The organism is Pseudoxanthomonas sacheonensis (assembly GCF_010093305.1).
Classification (GTDB): domain Bacteria; phylum Pseudomonadota; class Gammaproteobacteria; order Xanthomonadales; family Xanthomonadaceae; genus Pseudoxanthomonas_A; species Pseudoxanthomonas_A sacheonensis.
The window spans coordinates 1-14,411 of the sequence record NZ_PDWS01000007.1; the positions used below are offsets into that span (position 1 = coordinate 1).

At 62.1% G+C, this 14,411-nt stretch carries 13 protein-coding genes; 9 read left to right on the forward strand and 4 right to left on the reverse strand.

Features of this window, described 5'->3' with window-relative positions; genetic code table 11:
* From CSC73_RS07825 to CSC73_RS07840, 4 genes are all read left to right on the forward strand, one after another.
* The coding region (locus CSC73_RS07825; RefSeq protein WP_163839885.1) for a M23 family metallopeptidase at window positions 1-157 on the forward strand (157 nt) is incomplete at its 5' end.
* Between the two features lie 216 nt (window positions 158-373).
* Window positions 374-3,106, forward strand: coding sequence for a preprotein translocase subunit SecA (gene secA / locus CSC73_RS07830; protein WP_163839886.1), 2,733 nt, complete (start codon window positions 374-376; stop codon window positions 3,104-3,106).
* Between the two features lie 135 nt (window positions 3,107-3,241).
* On the forward strand, window positions 3,242-4,198 hold the full coding sequence (locus CSC73_RS07835; RefSeq protein ID WP_163839887.1) for a Nudix family hydrolase: 957 nt from the start codon (window positions 3,242-3,244) through the stop codon (window positions 4,196-4,198).
* Between the two features lie 170 nt (window positions 4,199-4,368).
* Window positions 4,369-4,824, forward strand: coding sequence for an REP-associated tyrosine transposase (locus CSC73_RS07840; RefSeq protein WP_425502288.1), 456 nt, complete (start codon window positions 4,369-4,371; stop codon window positions 4,822-4,824).
* Window positions 4,825-4,933: 109 nt separating this feature from the next.
* Here the strand turns inward: CSC73_RS07840 and coaE are convergent, their stop codons facing one another.
* The 4 genes from coaE to pilB form a co-directional block, all read right to left on the reverse strand.
* On the reverse strand, window positions 4,934-5,548 hold the full coding sequence (coaE, locus tag CSC73_RS07845) for a dephospho-CoA kinase (protein WP_163839889.1): 615 nt from the start codon (window positions 5,546-5,548) through the stop codon (window positions 4,934-4,936).
* A gap of 118 nt (window positions 5,549-5,666) precedes the next feature.
* Window positions 5,667-6,530 (reverse strand): prepilin peptidase, encoded by an 864-nt coding sequence (locus CSC73_RS07850; RefSeq protein WP_163839890.1) that lies wholly within the window; start codon window positions 6,528-6,530, stop codon window positions 5,667-5,669.
* A gap of 7 nt (window positions 6,531-6,537) precedes the next feature.
* Window positions 6,538-7,797, reverse strand: coding sequence for a type II secretion system F family protein (locus CSC73_RS07855; RefSeq protein ID WP_163839891.1), 1,260 nt, complete (start codon window positions 7,795-7,797; stop codon window positions 6,538-6,540).
* A 202-nt stretch (window positions 7,798-7,999) separates the two neighbouring features.
* Window positions 8,000-9,730 (reverse strand): type IV-A pilus assembly ATPase PilB, encoded by a 1,731-nt coding sequence (pilB, locus tag CSC73_RS07860; RefSeq protein WP_163839892.1) that lies wholly within the window; start codon window positions 9,728-9,730, stop codon window positions 8,000-8,002.
* A 425-nt stretch (window positions 9,731-10,155) separates the two neighbouring features.
* On the opposite strand from pilB, the gene CSC73_RS07865 reads away from it, so the two are divergent.
* The 5 genes from CSC73_RS07865 (at window position 10,156) to rffA (ending at window position 14,404) form a co-directional block, all read left to right on the forward strand.
* Window positions 10,156-10,965 (forward strand): class I SAM-dependent methyltransferase, encoded by an 810-nt coding sequence (locus tag CSC73_RS07865; protein WP_163839893.1) that lies wholly within the window; start codon window positions 10,156-10,158, stop codon window positions 10,963-10,965.
* A gap of 215 nt (window positions 10,966-11,180) precedes the next feature.
* A complete protein-coding gene (locus CSC73_RS07870) occupies window positions 11,181-12,128 on the forward strand; it encodes a glycosyltransferase family 2 protein (protein ID WP_163839894.1) in 948 nt (315 codons plus the stop codon).
* A complete protein-coding gene (locus CSC73_RS07875) occupies window positions 12,125-12,898 on the forward strand; it encodes a GNAT family N-acetyltransferase (RefSeq protein ID WP_163839895.1) in 774 nt (257 codons plus the stop codon). The genes CSC73_RS07870 and CSC73_RS07875 overlap by 4 nt, the downstream gene beginning before the upstream one ends.
* Window positions 12,895-13,266, forward strand: coding sequence for a DMT family transporter (locus tag CSC73_RS07880; protein ID WP_163839896.1), 372 nt, complete (start codon window positions 12,895-12,897; stop codon window positions 13,264-13,266). Before CSC73_RS07875 ends, CSC73_RS07880 begins: the two co-directional genes overlap by 4 nt.
* The gene (rffA, locus tag CSC73_RS07885) at window positions 13,259-14,404 is read left to right on the forward strand and encodes a dTDP-4-amino-4,6-dideoxygalactose transaminase (RefSeq protein ID WP_163839897.1); all 1,146 of its coding nucleotides are present in this window, start codon (window positions 13,259-13,261) and stop codon (window positions 14,402-14,404) included. Before CSC73_RS07880 ends, rffA begins: the two co-directional genes overlap by 8 nt.
* The last annotated feature ends 7 nt before the right edge of the window (window positions 14,405-14,411 follow it).

A 14,411-nucleotide genomic window follows, 5' to 3' on the forward strand; every position in this document is an offset into this window, starting at 1 on the left:
GGTGCGGGTGGGCCAGGAGATCGCCAAGGCCGGCTCCACCGGCCGTTCCACCGGCGCGCACGTGCATTTCGAGGTGTGGGAGAACGGCAACGTGGTCAATCCGCGCAAGTTCCTGGGCGAAGGCCCGACCCCGGTAGGGCAGGTCAAGCGCGGCTGAATGTAGGTCGGGGCTACGTCCCCGACACACGGGTACTCCGGTTCATGCACGTCGGGGACGTAGCCCCGACCTACTTGATTCACCGGGTCCCGCCCCAAGCTACAATGGTGTGTTGCCAACAGGGCGCATTGCGCCCTGTTTCGTTTTGGGCGGCAGGAAGCGGGCTCGGAGAGCCGCCGACTGCGCCCGACGCTCCTTTCAACTCCGGTTCCCTACATGATCAACAGCCTGCTCACCCGTGTCTTCGGTAGTCGCAACGAACGCCTGCTCAAGCAACTCCAACGTAGCGTCACCAAGATCAACGCGCTGGAGCCGGAGCTGGAGAAGCTCTCCGACGAAGCGCTGAAGGCCAAGACCCCCGAGTTCCAGAAGCGCATCGCCGACGGCGAAGCGCTGGACAAGATCCTGCCCGAAGCCTTCGCCGTCTGCCGCGAAGCCTCGCGCCGCGTGCTGGGCATGCGCCATTACGACGTGCAGCTGATCGGCGGCATGGTGCTGCACCTGGGCAAGATCGCCGAGATGCGCACCGGCGAAGGCAAGACCCTGGTCGCCACCCTGCCGGTGTACTTGAACGCGCTGGAAGGCAAGGGCGTCCACGTCATCACCGTCAACGACTACCTGGCCCGCCGCGACGCGGCCTGGATGGGCAAACTGTACGGCTGGCTGGGCCTGACCGTGGGCGTGGTGTATCCGGGCATGCCGCATAGCGACAAGCGCGAAGCGTACGCGGCCGACATCACCTACGGCACCAACAACGAATTCGGTTTCGACTACCTGCGCGACAACATGGCCATGTCGCGCGAGGACCGCTACCAGCGCGGCCTGCACTACGCCATCGTCGACGAAGTGGACTCGATCCTGATCGACGAAGCGCGCACCCCGCTGATCATCTCCGGCCCGGCCGACGAATCGCCGGAGCTCTACATCCGCGTCAACCGCATCGTGCCCAAGCTGGTCAAGCAGGAAACCGAAGAAGGCGAAGGCGACTTCTGGGTCGACGAGAAGGGCAAGCAGGTGCACCTGTCCGAGGCGGGCATGCAGCACGCCGAGGAACTGCTGCGCGAAGCCGGCATCCTGGCCAGCGACGACGACAGCCTGTACGGCGCCAACAACCTCAGCGTGGTCCACCACCTCAACGCGGCCATGCGCGCCAACGCCATCTACCAGCGCGACGTGGATTACATCGTGCGCGACGGCGAAGTGGTGATCGTCGACGAGTTCACCGGCCGCACCCTGACCGGGCGCCGCTGGTCCGACGGCCTGCACCAGGCGGTCGAAGCGAAGGAAGGCGTGCCGGTCCAGCGCGAGAACCAGACCCTGGCCAGCATCACCTTCCAGAACCTGTTCCGCATGTACAAGAAGCTGTCCGGCATGACCGGCACGGCCGATACCGAAGCCTACGAATTCCAGAGCATCTACGGCCTGGAAGTGATCGTCATCCCGACCAACCGCCCGACCGTGCGCAAGGATTCGCCCGACCAGGTGTTCCTCAACCGCAAGGGCAAGTTCAACGCGGTGCTGGCCGACATCCAGGACTGCTACGCGCGCGGCCAGCCGGCGCTGGTGGGCACCACCTCCATCGAGACCTCCGAACTGCTGTCAGAACACCTGCGCAAGGCCGGCGTGCCGCACGAGGTGCTCAACGCCAAGCAGCACGAGCGCGAAGCGCACATCGTGGCCCAGGCCGGCCGCCCCAAGGCCATCACCATCGCCACCAACATGGCCGGCCGCGGCACCGACATCGTGCTGGGCGGCTCGCTGGAAGCCGAATACGAAGCCTTGCCCGAAGACGCCACCGATCTCGATCGCGTCCGCATCAAGCGCGAGTGGCAGAAGCGCCACGACGAAGTGAAGGCCGCCGGCGGCCTGCATATCGTCGGCACCGAACGCCACGAATCGCGCCGCATCGACAATCAGCTGCGCGGCCGTTCCGGCCGCCAGGGCGACCCGGGCTCCTCGCGTTTCTACCTGTCGCTCGAAGACAACCTGATGCGCATCTTCGCCAGCGACTGGGTGCAGAAGGCGATGAAGCTGATCGGCATGAAGGAAGACGACGTCATCGAGGACCGCCTGGTCAGCCGCCAGATCGAGAAGGCGCAGCGCAAAGTGGAGGCGCACAACTTCGACATCCGCAAGAACCTGCTGGATTTCGACGACGTCAACAACGACCAGCGCAAGGTGATCTACAACCAGCGCGACGAGCTGCTGGACGCCGACTCGGTGAAGGAAAACATCGAAGGCATCCGCATGGACGTGGTCGAGGACATGGTCGCCAAGTTCGTGCCGCCCAACTCGGTGGACGAGCAGTGGGATCTGCAGGGCCTGGAGCAGGAACTGGCGGTGGAAGCCGGCCTGAACCTTCCGGTCACCCGCTGGCCGCAGGAAACCGAGGAACTGGACGCCGAACGCATCGCCCAGCGCGTGCAGGAAGCCATGGCCGCGCACTTCGCCGAGAAGGAAGCGCAGCTGGGCCCGGAAACCATGCGTTCGCTCGAGAAGCACATCATGCTGACCGTGCTCGACAAGAACTGGAAAGAGCACCTGGCCAGCATGGATTACCTGCGCCAGGGCATCCACCTGCGCGGCTACGCGCAGAAGCAGCCGAAGCAGGAGTACAAGAAGGAAGCGTTCGAACTGTTCTCCGAGATGCTGGAGAAGGTCAAGCGCGAAGTGGTCACCATCCTGGCCCGCGTGCGCATCCGCAGCGAAGAGGAAGTGGCCGCGCTGGAGGCCGAGGAGCGCCGTGTGGCGGCGGCCCGCGCGCAGCAGTTGCAGTTCCAGCACCAGGAAGCGGGCGGCTACAGCGCCGACGAAGAAGCGGCCGATGTCGAAGCCGCGCAGCTGGGCTTCTCGCCGGTCACCCGCGACGGCCCCAAGGTCGGCCGCAACGATCCCTGCCCGTGCGGCAGCGGCAAGAAGTTCAAGCACTGCCACGGGCAGTTGAGCTGACCCAAAACCTGTAGGAGCGGGCCCTGCCCGCGACCGCCTTTCGGCGGAAATTGCGCGAAAAGCGGTCGCGGGCAGGGCCCGCTCCTACAGGCGATCGATTTGCGTTCCCCGCACGATTCCCGGCAAGCTCAGGGCATGCCTTCTTCCTTGCGCTTCATCCATGTCGCCGCCGCGGCCATCACCGACGTACGCGGCCGCATCCTGCTGGCGCGCCGAACCGACGGCCGCGATCTGGCCGGCCTGTGGGAGTTCCCGGGCGGCAAGTGCGAACCCGGCGAATCGCCGGAGCACGCGCTGATCCGCGAATTGCAGGAAGAGCTGGGCATCACGGTGCAAGTCGGCCCGCCGCTGATCAGCGTTCCGCAGCAGTACCCCGACAAGCGCCTGCGCCTGGACGTACGGCAGGTCACGGCCTGGCACGGCATCCCGCGCGGCGTCGAGGGCCAGGCGCTGGCTTGGGTCGCGCCCGAAAAGCTGACGCGCTATCCCATGCCGCCAGCCGACCGGCCAGTGGTCGCCGCGCTGCTGCAACCGGACCGTTATCTGGTCACGCCCGAGCCCGGCGATGACGATGCCGCCTGGCTCGCCTCGCTTTCCACCGCGCTGGCCGCCGGCGTCAGGCGCGTGCAGTTGCGCGCGCGCGCCATCGATTCGCAACCCCGCTGGCGGAAACTGGCCGAAGCCGCGGCGGCCCTCTGCCGCAAGGCCGGCACCGAAGCGCTGGTCAACGGCGATATCGATCTTGCGCGGCAGCTGGGCATTGGCGTGCACCTGCGCTCCACCCAGTTGGAAGGCCTGTCCGCACGGCCACTTCCTGAAAACCTGGCCGTCGCCGCATCCTGTCACACGGCCGAAGCGTTGCGGGCCGCCCAGGCGCTGGGTTGCGACTTCGCCGTGCTCGGCAGCGTGCTGCCGACCGCCACCCATCCGGATACGAGTCCCTTGGGCTGGGAAGGCTTCGCCAGACTGCGCGAATCGGTCTCGTTGCCGATCTACGCCATCGGCGGCCTCTCGCCCGCGCACGTGGCCGAAGCTCGCCAACACGGCGCCCAAGGCATCGCTGCAATCCGCGCCCTCTGGCCATCCCTGTAGGAGCGGGCCCTGTCCGCGACCGCTCTTGGCAGAAATGTCCCGATCAAGAGCAGTCGCGGACAGGGCCCGCTCCTACAGGGTTTTCCTGGAGCGCATTGCGGCGTTCGCCGATAACGCTGCCTTGGACATTATTCCAATCTTGGAACATGGAAGGGATAACGTCTCCAGACATGAGTCAAGGCCATCTCGCTCTGCGGCGAGGGCGTCGGTCGCTGGCTCATCATGTCTACCACGTGACCACGGCCACCAAGGCGCGCGAACCATTCTTCAGAACAAGCAATGCGGCCCATGCTGCTGCCCGGTGTTTTACCGAAAGCCCGCTGCTGGGCGATTGTCGTCTGCTGGCTTGGGTGCTGATGCCCGATCACGTGCATTGGCTGATGCAACTCGGCGCCAAGGATAGTTTGGAGATGGTTGTAAGCCGGCTCAAATCCTCCAGCGCGCGAAAAGCAAACGCCGTGCTTGGCCGGACCGGTGCGCTTTGGGAGAAGGCCTATCATGATCGAGCCATGCGCTCGAACGACGATCTGGCGAGAGTAGCGAGTTACATCATCGCCAATCCGATACGCGCGGGTCTGGTCGAGGACATAGGCCACTATCCGTACTGGAATTCCGGATGGATATAGCCTGGACAGCAACCATGTAGGAGCGGGCCCTGCCCGCGACCGCTCTTAGTCGGGGCAACCTGCCAAGAGCAGTCGCGGGCAGGGCCCGCTCCTACAAGAGGGATGGGCGTTACGCCCGTTTGGATAGCGCGCGGTAGCGGGCATCCAGCTCATCGACGGCTGCACCCAGGCGCGAGAGGTCGCCATCGTTGACCACGATATCGTCGGCGATGGCCAGTCGCTGCGCGCGCGCGGCCTGGGCGGCGATCATCTTTTCGGCCAGGGCATCGTCGATGCCGTCGCGCTGCATCAGGCGCGCCTTCTGCGTGGCGGGCAGGGCGTCCACCACCAGGATGCGGTCCAGCCACGGATAAGCGTCGCGGCCGCCGCCTTCGGTCAGCAGCGGGATCGCGGCGATCGCATACGCACTGGCGGCCGCGCGACATTGTTCGTGCAGCCGCGCACGGATGATCGGGTGCAGGATCGCTTCCAGCGCGCGCCGGGCCGGCTTGTCGCCGAACACCAGGGCGCGCAACCCCGCGCGGTCCAGCCGCCCGTCCGCCGCCAGCACCGATGCGCCGAAATGCGCCACCACCGCTTCCAGCGCCGGTTGGCCGGGTTCCACGATCTGGCGGGCGATCAGGTCTGCGTCGGCGACGAATATCCCACGGGCGACGAATTCCCGCTCCAGCGCGCTTTTGCCCGAGGCGATGCCGCCGGTGAGTCCGATGAAATAATCGCTCATGCGCCCATTATGTAGGAGCGCCCCGCAAAACCCGTAGGAGCGGGCCCTGCCCGCGACCGCTCTTGGTGCCGGAATCACACGCCAACGGCGGTCGCGGGCAGGGCCCGCTCCTACAGGCTCAGGCCAGGCCGGAGAACTTCATGTAGGCGTCGACCATCTGCTTGCCCCAGAAGAAGACGATCCAGCCGGCAATGGCCAGATACGGCCCGAAGGGTATGGGCGTGGCACGGTCGCGGCCTTTGATGGCCAGCCAGACCGAACCGATGACGGCGCCCACGACCGACGACAGCAGGATGATGGGAAGAATGCCGTTCAGCCCCACCCAGGCGCCCAGCGCGGCCAGCAGCTTGAAGTCGCCGTGGCCCATGCCTTCCTTGCCGGTCAGCTGCTTGAACAGCCACCACACCGCCCACAGCGACACGTAGCCGGCGATGGCGCCCAGCACCGCCGGCTTGGCCGGCATGTACAGATTGTCCAGGCTGGCGATCAACCCCAGCCACATCAACGGCAGGGTCAACTGGTCGGGCAGCAGCTGGGTGCGCAGGTCGATGCCGGACAGCGCGACCAGGAAGCAGCTCAGCAGGATGGCGCCGAAGCCCTGCCAGCCGAAACCGAAATGCCAGACCGAAACCAGGGCCAGGATCGCAGTCAACAATTCGACCGCCGGGTACTGGGCCGAGATCGGCGCATGGCAATGGCGGCACTTGCCGCGCAGCGCCAGCCAGCTGAACACCGGGATGTTCTCGTACCAGGACAGCCTGTGCTTGCAGTGCGGGCAGTGCGAAGGCTCTATCACGATGCCCGGCGGAGGCGGGTCGTAGATCTCCGGCTGCTCCAGGATCTCCGTCGCATCGCGCTTCCACTGCCACTCCAGCCGCCGCGGCAACCGCAGGATCACCACGTTGAGGAAACTGCCCACCAGCAGGCCCAAACCGGCCGCAAGGGGATACCCCAGTGCGGGGCTCTGGTCTAGAAATGCCATCCTTGGTTTAGACGACCGCCGCCAGTTTGAAGATGGGCAGGTACATGCCGATAACCATGCCGCCGACGAGTACGCCGATGAATACCATGATCATCGGTTCAATCAGACTGGCCAAGGCGTCCACTGCATTGTTGACTTCCTGTTCGTAGTACTCGGCTACCTTGAACAGCATGGCATCCAGAGCGCCAGCCTCTTCGCCAATGGCTGTCATCTGAATGACCATATGAGGAAAAAGGTTGGTCTGCTTAAGCGACATGTTGACCGGGTAACCTACGGCTACATCGTCACGCACGCGCAACACTGCTTTCTCATAGACGGAGTTGCCGGTGGCGCCAGCCACGGTTTCCAGTGCTTCCACCAACGGTACGCCAGCTTTGAAGGTTACTGCCAGGGTTCTTGAAAAACGCGCGATAGCCGAGTTGTGCATGATTTGGCCTATTACTGGCACTTTCAGGATCAGCTTGTCCAGGAAGTGCTGAAAGGCTGGTGAGCGCTTTTTAAAAAAAATAAAGGCAAAAATGGAACCGGCAGTGATAAATAGCATCACCCACCACCACGACACCATGAACCTCGACGCCCCGACAATCATCTTGGTGAAGGCAGGTAGATCCGCACCAAAATCCTTGAAAATGTCCTCAAATTGCGGAACCACGAAGATCAGGAGAATGGCGCTGACCAAAATGGCGACGGCGATGGTCATCGCCGGATAAAACATGGCCTTCTTGATCTTGCCCTTCAGAGTTTCCAGGTTTTCCTTGTAGCTGGCGATAGTGTCCAGCACTGTTTCCAATACACCCGCGCCTTCACCGGCGCGAACCAGGTTGCGGTACAACTCGTCGAACTGAACGGGGTGTTTGCTTATGGCTTCGTACAGCGACGAGCCCCCCTCGATCTCGGTCCGGATTTCCTCGACCATCTTTTTCATGCGCGCATTCTTGTGGCCGCTGCCGATGATTTCCAGCGACTGCACGATCGGCACGCCTGATTTCATCATAGTCGCCATCTGCCGACTGAAGAATGCAATTTCCTTTGGAGTAACAGGCTTGCCTGCACTACCAAACAGCGGCTTGGACTTGGGCTTGACCACGGTAGGGGTAATGCCCTGGCGGCGCAATTCGGCGCGCAGGAAGTTCACGTTCTTCGACTGCTGCTCGCCCTTCATCTTGACGCCGCGCTTGTCGTTGCCTTCCCAGACGAACGTCACCATCTGGTTCGTATCACGAACCACCGGGGTCATCTTCTTCGCAGCGTTACGGGTCACGGCCATCTTAATATCCCCTATCCGGCATCCCCACGCCGGGCAATGATGCCAGCATGGTAGCCCGTAATCGCCGGGAGTGGTATTTGCCAGCTGTGACGGCCCGCAGGGTTTGAGAACAGGCTTTACCCTTGGCGGGTATGGGCCCTGCTCCCGATGCTTTCGATTACGGCCAGGTGAAGGGCATCGCGCCCAGAGGCGCCCCCTACGGTCAGTCCTTGGTGACGCGGTTGATCTCCGCCAGGCTAGTGATACCTTGGCGAGCCTTCAACAGGGCCGACTGGCGCAAGTCGCGCACGCCGGCTTTCTGCGCGGCCTCGGCAATCTGAATGGCATTGCCGCCCTCCAGGACGATCGAGGCGATCTCGTCGCTCATCGGCATGACTTGATAGATACCGGTGCGCCCCTTGTAGCCCTCGGTGCATTCCTCGCAGCCTACGGCCTGGTAAATGGTGAAGCCCGCTGCTACCTCTGCATGGCTGAAACCCTCGGCCAGCAACGCGTGTTCCGGCAGGTCCACCGGCTTCTTGCATTTGTTGCACAGGCGCCGGGCCAGGCGCTGGGCGATGACCAGGGTCACTGAGCTGGTGATGTTGTAGGGCGCGATTCCCATGTTCATGAGGCGGGCAATGGTCTGCGGCGCATCGTTAGTGTGCAGGGTCGACAGCACCATATGACCGGTCTGGGCTGCCTTGATACCGATCTCGGCAGTTTCCAGGTCGCGGATTTCGCCCACCATAATCACGTCCGGATCCTGACGCAGGAAGCTGCGCAGTGCCGCGGCGAAGGTCATGCCCCGTTTGGTGTTCTGTTGAACCTGATTAACCCCCGGCAAGCGGATTTCCACCGGGTCTTCCACGGTGGAAATATTGCGCACCTCGTCGTTCAGGATGCCGAGCGCGGTGTACAACGATACCGTCTTGCCGGAACCGGTGGGTCCGGTGACCAGAACCATGCCATAAGGCCGTTGGATGGCATCCTCGAACAGTTTCTGCTGGTCCGGTTCATAGCCCAGTTTCTCAATGCCCAGCTTGGCCGCGCTGCCGTCCAAGATGCGCAGTACGATTTTCTCGCCGAACAGGGTCGGCAAAGTACTGACGCGGAAGTCGATCTGCTTGGTCTTGCTTAGGTTCAACTTGATGCGTCCGTCCTGCGGCACGCGTTTCTCCGCGATATCCAGCTGGGCCATGACCTTCAGTCGCGCGGCGATGCGCATGTTCAATTTCACCGGCGCCTTGGCCACCTGCTTGAGGATGCCGTCGATGCGCAGACGCACGCGGTAGTCGGTTTCGTAGGGTTCGAAGTGGATGTCGGACGCGCCGCGCTTGATCGCATCGATCAACACCTTGTTCACGAATTTGACCACCGGCGTGTCGTCGCCCTTTGAATCGATGCCGCTGTCGTTGGCCGCGCCATCGTCATCGGTGCCGATCTCCAGATTGTCCAGGCCGTCATCATCATCGCCACCAAAGGTGGAGGTGGTGGCGTTGAGCCACTGATCCAAAGTCCGGCGCAGCGAGTCCTCGTCGATCAGGATCGGTTCCACCACCAAGTTGGTGTGGAACTTGATTTCATCCAGCGCATGGGTGCGGGTGGGATCGGATACGCCCACGAACAGCTTGTTTCCGCGCTTGAACAGGGGAAGTACCTGGTGCTTCTGCACCAGCTCCTCGCTGACCAGCTTGAGGGCATTGTGGAGGGGGTCGAAGGCGCTCACGTCCAGCAGCGGCATGCCGAATTCGACAGCGTTGGCTGCGGCCATCTGTGGGGCGCTGACCAGCTTCTTCTCCCCTATCCACTGGGCCAGTGGTATCTTGGCCTCGTTGGCGTTAGCCATGGCAGTGCGCGCGCCGGTCTCGTCCAGAGCTCCATCCATGACCAGGCGACGGGCGATCCCGGTGATTCCCACCAGGTTGGCGTTGTTGGCGACGGCGGCATTCATCAAAGTGTTCCCCCCAAAATTAACGTGATGCTCGAAGAATTCAAGCAAGAACCGGGCCAGCGGCAACTCTATCGTATGCCATGCCTCTCAGAGAGTGAGCCCGGTCAAAGACTGCCCCCGGTGGTCACATAGGGTCAGACTGTGCAGGTTGACCAGCCGGTCGGTCTCCGCATCCGGGTCCGCAGGCTCTGGACAAGCAATTCCGGCTTTCGCTCGCCATCTGCGCCGGGGTAACGATGAGTGGATTTGCTTCAAGGTTGAAGAGATCCGCGTTGCACCATCGTACCTTTCCCGATGGACGACACTGGCTTAACCTGTAGGAATGGGAACAATGACACGACTTTTGATTGTCTTGCCGGCCAGGGACGAGGCTGAATGGTTGTCCAGCTTCTTCGCATTCTCTAACTGGCAGGCGAAGCAGCGATATGGATATTGAATCGCTCAGTGCCGATCTGAAACTCCACGGCGACGGCGTCTGGTACAGCGCCATGCGGCAAGCGGTTTCCTACCCCGAGGAAGGCAATGCCGGCTGTTTTGCAGTCGAGGATCGGTCGTTTTGGTTCCAGCACCGAAACGCCTGCATTGCCGCAGCAGTGGGAGCCTTCCCACCACATGGGGCGCTAATCGACATCGGGGGAGGCAACGGCTACGTTGCGCGGGGCTTGGAGCAGGCTGGCTTCGAGGTTGTGTTGATGGAGCCCGGTCCAGCGGGCGTAACGCACGCGCGAGCTCGGGGGTTGAGGCAGGTGATCTGCGCAACTCTCGAAACAGCCAACTTCCGGCCTGCCTCGCTGCCCGCCGTGGGCCTTTTCGATGTGATCGAGCATATCGAGGAGGACCTGAAGTTCCTTTCCTCTATTGGCAAATTCTTGCGGCCTGGAGGATATCTATACGCCACGGTTCCGGCGCATTCCCTGCTATGGTCAGCCGAGGACTTGTCCGCGGGCCATTTCAGGCGATACACCAAGTCCGGAATCACCGCTCTTCTAGCGCGCGCGGGTTTCGCGGTGGAGTTCTCTTCCTACATCTTCCGTCCGTTGCCCCTTCCCATATTGCTGATGCGCAGTTTGCCGCGTCTGCTCGGCATGAGTGCCAAATCGGGTCCGAAGAACGAACATGCGCCGGCGGGCAAGCTGCTCAACGCATTGTTGAACGGGGAAATCGCTAACATCCGCAATATACGTCCAATGCGGTTTGGTGCGAGTTGCCTGGTTGTAGCAAAGACTCCGCAGTAGCGCCAGTCAATCGCCTGGATCACGCAGGCATGGGCGGATCTTTCCCATTTTCGAAGAACGCGACACGACCGCATCAAGGTGGATATGCCGGCGCGTGGCCATATATTGCCGATGTCCCCAAGCCAGGCAACTGGACATGGCGACCGCATTGCACGGATGATCACCATGGTAACCACAGAGAGCACCGTCCGTTGCGGTGCCGGGGCAGACGAGTCATGCAAGGAGGGGAAGGCAATCCGGATATTTCCGTGGTGTCGCCGGTCTACGGGTGCGCCGGCTGCCTGGAGGATCTGGTCGACCGCATCGGATTGGCCATGGCGTCGCTCGGTCGCTCGCATGAAATCATCCTGGTCGATGACGCCAGTCCGGACGGCGCGTGGGAGAGGATCGTCGAAATATCCTCGGTAAACCCCGCGGTCCGCGGCTTCCATCTTTCGCGGAATTTCGGCCAGCATGCAGCCATTTCTGCAGGCCTGGAGCAGATCCGTGGGGGCGTGGTCGTGGTGATGGACTGTGATCTTCAGGACCTGCCGGAGGAGATACCCGGTTTGGTCCTTGCGCTGGAGGGAGACTCCCAAATCGCCTTGGCTAGTCGCATGGAACGCAAGGATGGATTGATCAAGCGGATTGGCTCGTCGGCCTTCTACGCCATCCTCAGGCGACTCACGGAAAGCGACTACGACCCGACAGTGGCCAACTTCGGCGCATACACCAGGAAAGTGATCGATGTGGTCAACGCAATGCCCGAGTCGGACAGGTTCTTCCCGTTGCTGGTCCGGTGGACAGGGTTCAAGTCCGTTATCGTGCCCGTCAATCATGGGCAGCGGGCCCATGGTCGCAGCGGATACAGTTTCGGACGCTTGCTCAGACTGGCGCTCAACGTGGCGCTTTCCTATTCGGACAAGCCGCTGCGGATGGTGGTCAAGTCGAGCGTCGTCTTTGCGGTATTTGCTTTGTTCATCGCTGGCTACAGCGTCTACCGCTACGTGATCGGGGATATTCAGGTGGCCGGCTTCACCAGCATCATCGCTTCGATATGGCTGGTGGGCAGCGTAGTTGTCTCTTGCATCGGCATCACCGGCCTCTACCTGGGACGCCTGTACAACCAGGTCAAGGGCAGGCCGCATTTCATCGTTTCCGATTCCACAGGCGGGCGTGGATGACCGACATGGAATTCCTTTCCTGTTCCAGCGCCGATTCACTCCGATTCGGCTTCAAGGTCATCCGTGGCACGGTTCCGCCGCAGGCTCCGGCAGGGGCGGTGATCCACGATATCCGCCGCCTGAGACCAAGCGTGGCCATTTTCAGGTGCGAGGCCGGGGATTCAACGCAGATGCAGTCGTTGCGCAGCGAAGGATTGTTCCCGATCCATGCCGATACCCTGGTGCATTACCGTGGCGACCTGGACCAGGCCCATTTTGCGGACGTGTCGTCTGGGAGCGTGGCGATTGTCCGTGCAAGCGCAAGGGACCGTGATGCAATCGCTGCCATCGCCGCACGGAGTTTTTCCGGTTACAAGTCGCATTACCACGCCAATCCGCTCTTCGATCATGAAAAGATCCTGCAAGGCTACGTGGAGTGGGCGACAAGCCATGCGGAAGCCACGACGAATGAAGTCGAGGCGTGGGTGGCGGAATTTGACGGCAAGGTGCGAGGATTCGCCACGTGCAGGCTTGATAGCGAATCGTCGAAGGTGGAAGTCCTGTTGAACGCCGTCGATCCGGATTGGAGCGGGAAGGGCGTCTATACCAGACTGCTCGCATCGATCATGCGGCAATACCAAGCCGCCGGCATGCAAGCGGTCGCCATATCCACCCAGGTGTGGAACTACCGGGTCCAGCGGGTATGGGCCCGGTTGGGGCTTGTACTCGAGCGTGCCGAAGACACTTACCATGTCAACTTGCACGGCCAGGCCGAGGGAGGCGTGGAATGAGCAAATCGAACTGGTTTTTCTGGGCGATGGTCGGGGCCACCATAGCCTTCACTACCTATGGCCAGATCGTGCTCAAGTGGCAGGTGGCGATCAGGTCCGGCGGCACAACAGACTTCGTTCGCAGCATCCCCGAGTTGCTGCTGCGGCCCTGGGTGATCTCCGCGTTCGTGGCGGCGTTCGCCGCATCGCTGTGCTGGATGGTCGCTATCACGCGGTTGGAACTGAGCCGTGCATATCCCTTCATGGCGCTGAATTTCATCCTGGTGTCGCTGCTGGCGATTCCGTTGTTCGGCGAATCTTTCGGCTTGATGAAGGTTGCTGGGGTGCTGCTAGTGGTCGCGGGCCTGGTCGCCATCAGCCATGGATGAGGCCATTCCGTTCAATCGCCCGTACATGACCGGGCGCGAGCTTTCTTGCATCGCCCGGGCGCATGCCAACGGCCATCTTTCCGGAGATGGTCAGTTCACCAAATACTGCAATGCGTGGCTGGAGAAGAACACCGGCGCGCACCGTGCGCTGTTGACGACTAGTTGCACGGCCGCACTGGAAATGGCGGCCTTGCTGCTGGATCTGGAGCCCGGCGATGAAGTGATCATGCCTTCGTTCACCTTCGTGTCCACGGCCAATGCCTTCGTGTTGCGCGGCGCGGTGCCGGTCTTCGTCGATATACGCCCGGATACGCTGAACATTGATGAGGCCAGGATAGAGGCAGCGATAACGTCACGTACACGCGCGATCTGCGTCGTACATTACGCAGGCGTGGCATGCGAAATGGGCGAAATCATGTGTGTTGGGCGCCAATACGGCCTTGCCGTTGTCGAGGATGCTGCGCAAGGGATCATGTCGACGTACAAGGGCGCCAGTTTGGGCGCAATCGGCGATCTTGGCGCACTCAGCTTCCACGAAACCAAGAACATCATCGCCGGCGAAGGCGGCGCGTTGCTATGCCGTGACGAGCGGCATGTGGAGCGTGCGGAGATCATTCGCGAAAAGGGGACCAATCGCAGCCGTTTCTTTCGCGGACAAGTGGACAAATACACCTGGGTTGACCAGGGGTCCTCCTATCTGCCTGGGGAGATTTCCGCCGCTTTCCTCTCGGCGCAGATGGACGCGGCGACAGAATTGACCGCGCGTCGGCTTTCAATATGGAATCGATACCATGCATGGGCTTTGCGCCACGAGCAGGATGGATTGATCAGACGTCCCACGGTGCCTGCGCATTGCGGCCACAATGCTCACATGTATTACCTGTTGCTGCCCTCGGCACGGCATCGGTCGCTCTTCATCGAACGGATGAAGGCGGCAGGCGTCCATGTGGTTTTCCATTACGTGCCGCTGCACAGTTCACCGGCGGGACTGCAGTACGGCCGCACTGCGGGCGTACTACCGCTGACCGACGACCTTAGCGCGCGGCTAGTGCGCATGCCGCTATGGCTTGGGGTCGAAGAACATCTGCCGCGCTTGTTAGAGACCGCCGACGTGGCGCTGCGCGAAGTAGTAGGTTAGCGAAGCG

What these genes read in the sequence shown, in the direction of transcription:
- secA (WP_163839886.1), top strand. Translation starts at nt 374, where the DNA reads ATGATCAACAGCCTGCTCACCCGTGTCTTCGGTAGTCGCAACGAACGC.
- CSC73_RS07835 (WP_163839887.1), top strand. Translation starts at nt 3,242, where the DNA reads ATGCCTTCTTCCTTGCGCTTCATCCATGTCGCCGCCGCGGCCATCACC.
- CSC73_RS07840 (WP_425502288.1), top strand. Translation starts at nt 4,369, where the DNA reads ATGAGTCAAGGCCATCTCGCTCTGCGGCGAGGGCGTCGGTCGCTGGCT.
- coaE (WP_163839889.1), bottom strand. Translation starts at nt 5,548, where the DNA reads ATGAGCGATTATTTCATCGGACTCACCGGCGGCATCGCCTCGGGCAAA.
- CSC73_RS07850 (WP_163839890.1), bottom strand. Translation starts at nt 6,530, where the DNA reads ATGGCATTTCTAGACCAGAGCCCCGCACTGGGGTATCCCCTTGCGGCC.
- CSC73_RS07855 (WP_163839891.1), bottom strand. Translation starts at nt 7,797, where the DNA reads ATGGCCGTGACCCGTAACGCTGCGAAGAAGATGACCCCGGTGGTTCGT.
- pilB (WP_163839892.1), bottom strand. Translation starts at nt 9,730, where the DNA reads ATGAATGCCGCCGTCGCCAACAACGCCAACCTGGTGGGAATCACCGGG.
- CSC73_RS07865 (WP_163839893.1), top strand. Translation starts at nt 10,156, where the DNA reads ATGGATATTGAATCGCTCAGTGCCGATCTGAAACTCCACGGCGACGGC.
- CSC73_RS07870 (WP_163839894.1), top strand. Translation starts at nt 11,181, where the DNA reads ATGCAAGGAGGGGAAGGCAATCCGGATATTTCCGTGGTGTCGCCGGTC.
- CSC73_RS07875 (WP_163839895.1), top strand. Translation starts at nt 12,125, where the DNA reads ATGACCGACATGGAATTCCTTTCCTGTTCCAGCGCCGATTCACTCCGA.
- CSC73_RS07880 (WP_163839896.1), top strand. Translation starts at nt 12,895, where the DNA reads ATGAGCAAATCGAACTGGTTTTTCTGGGCGATGGTCGGGGCCACCATA.
- rffA (WP_163839897.1), top strand. Translation starts at nt 13,259, where the DNA reads ATGGATGAGGCCATTCCGTTCAATCGCCCGTACATGACCGGGCGCGAG.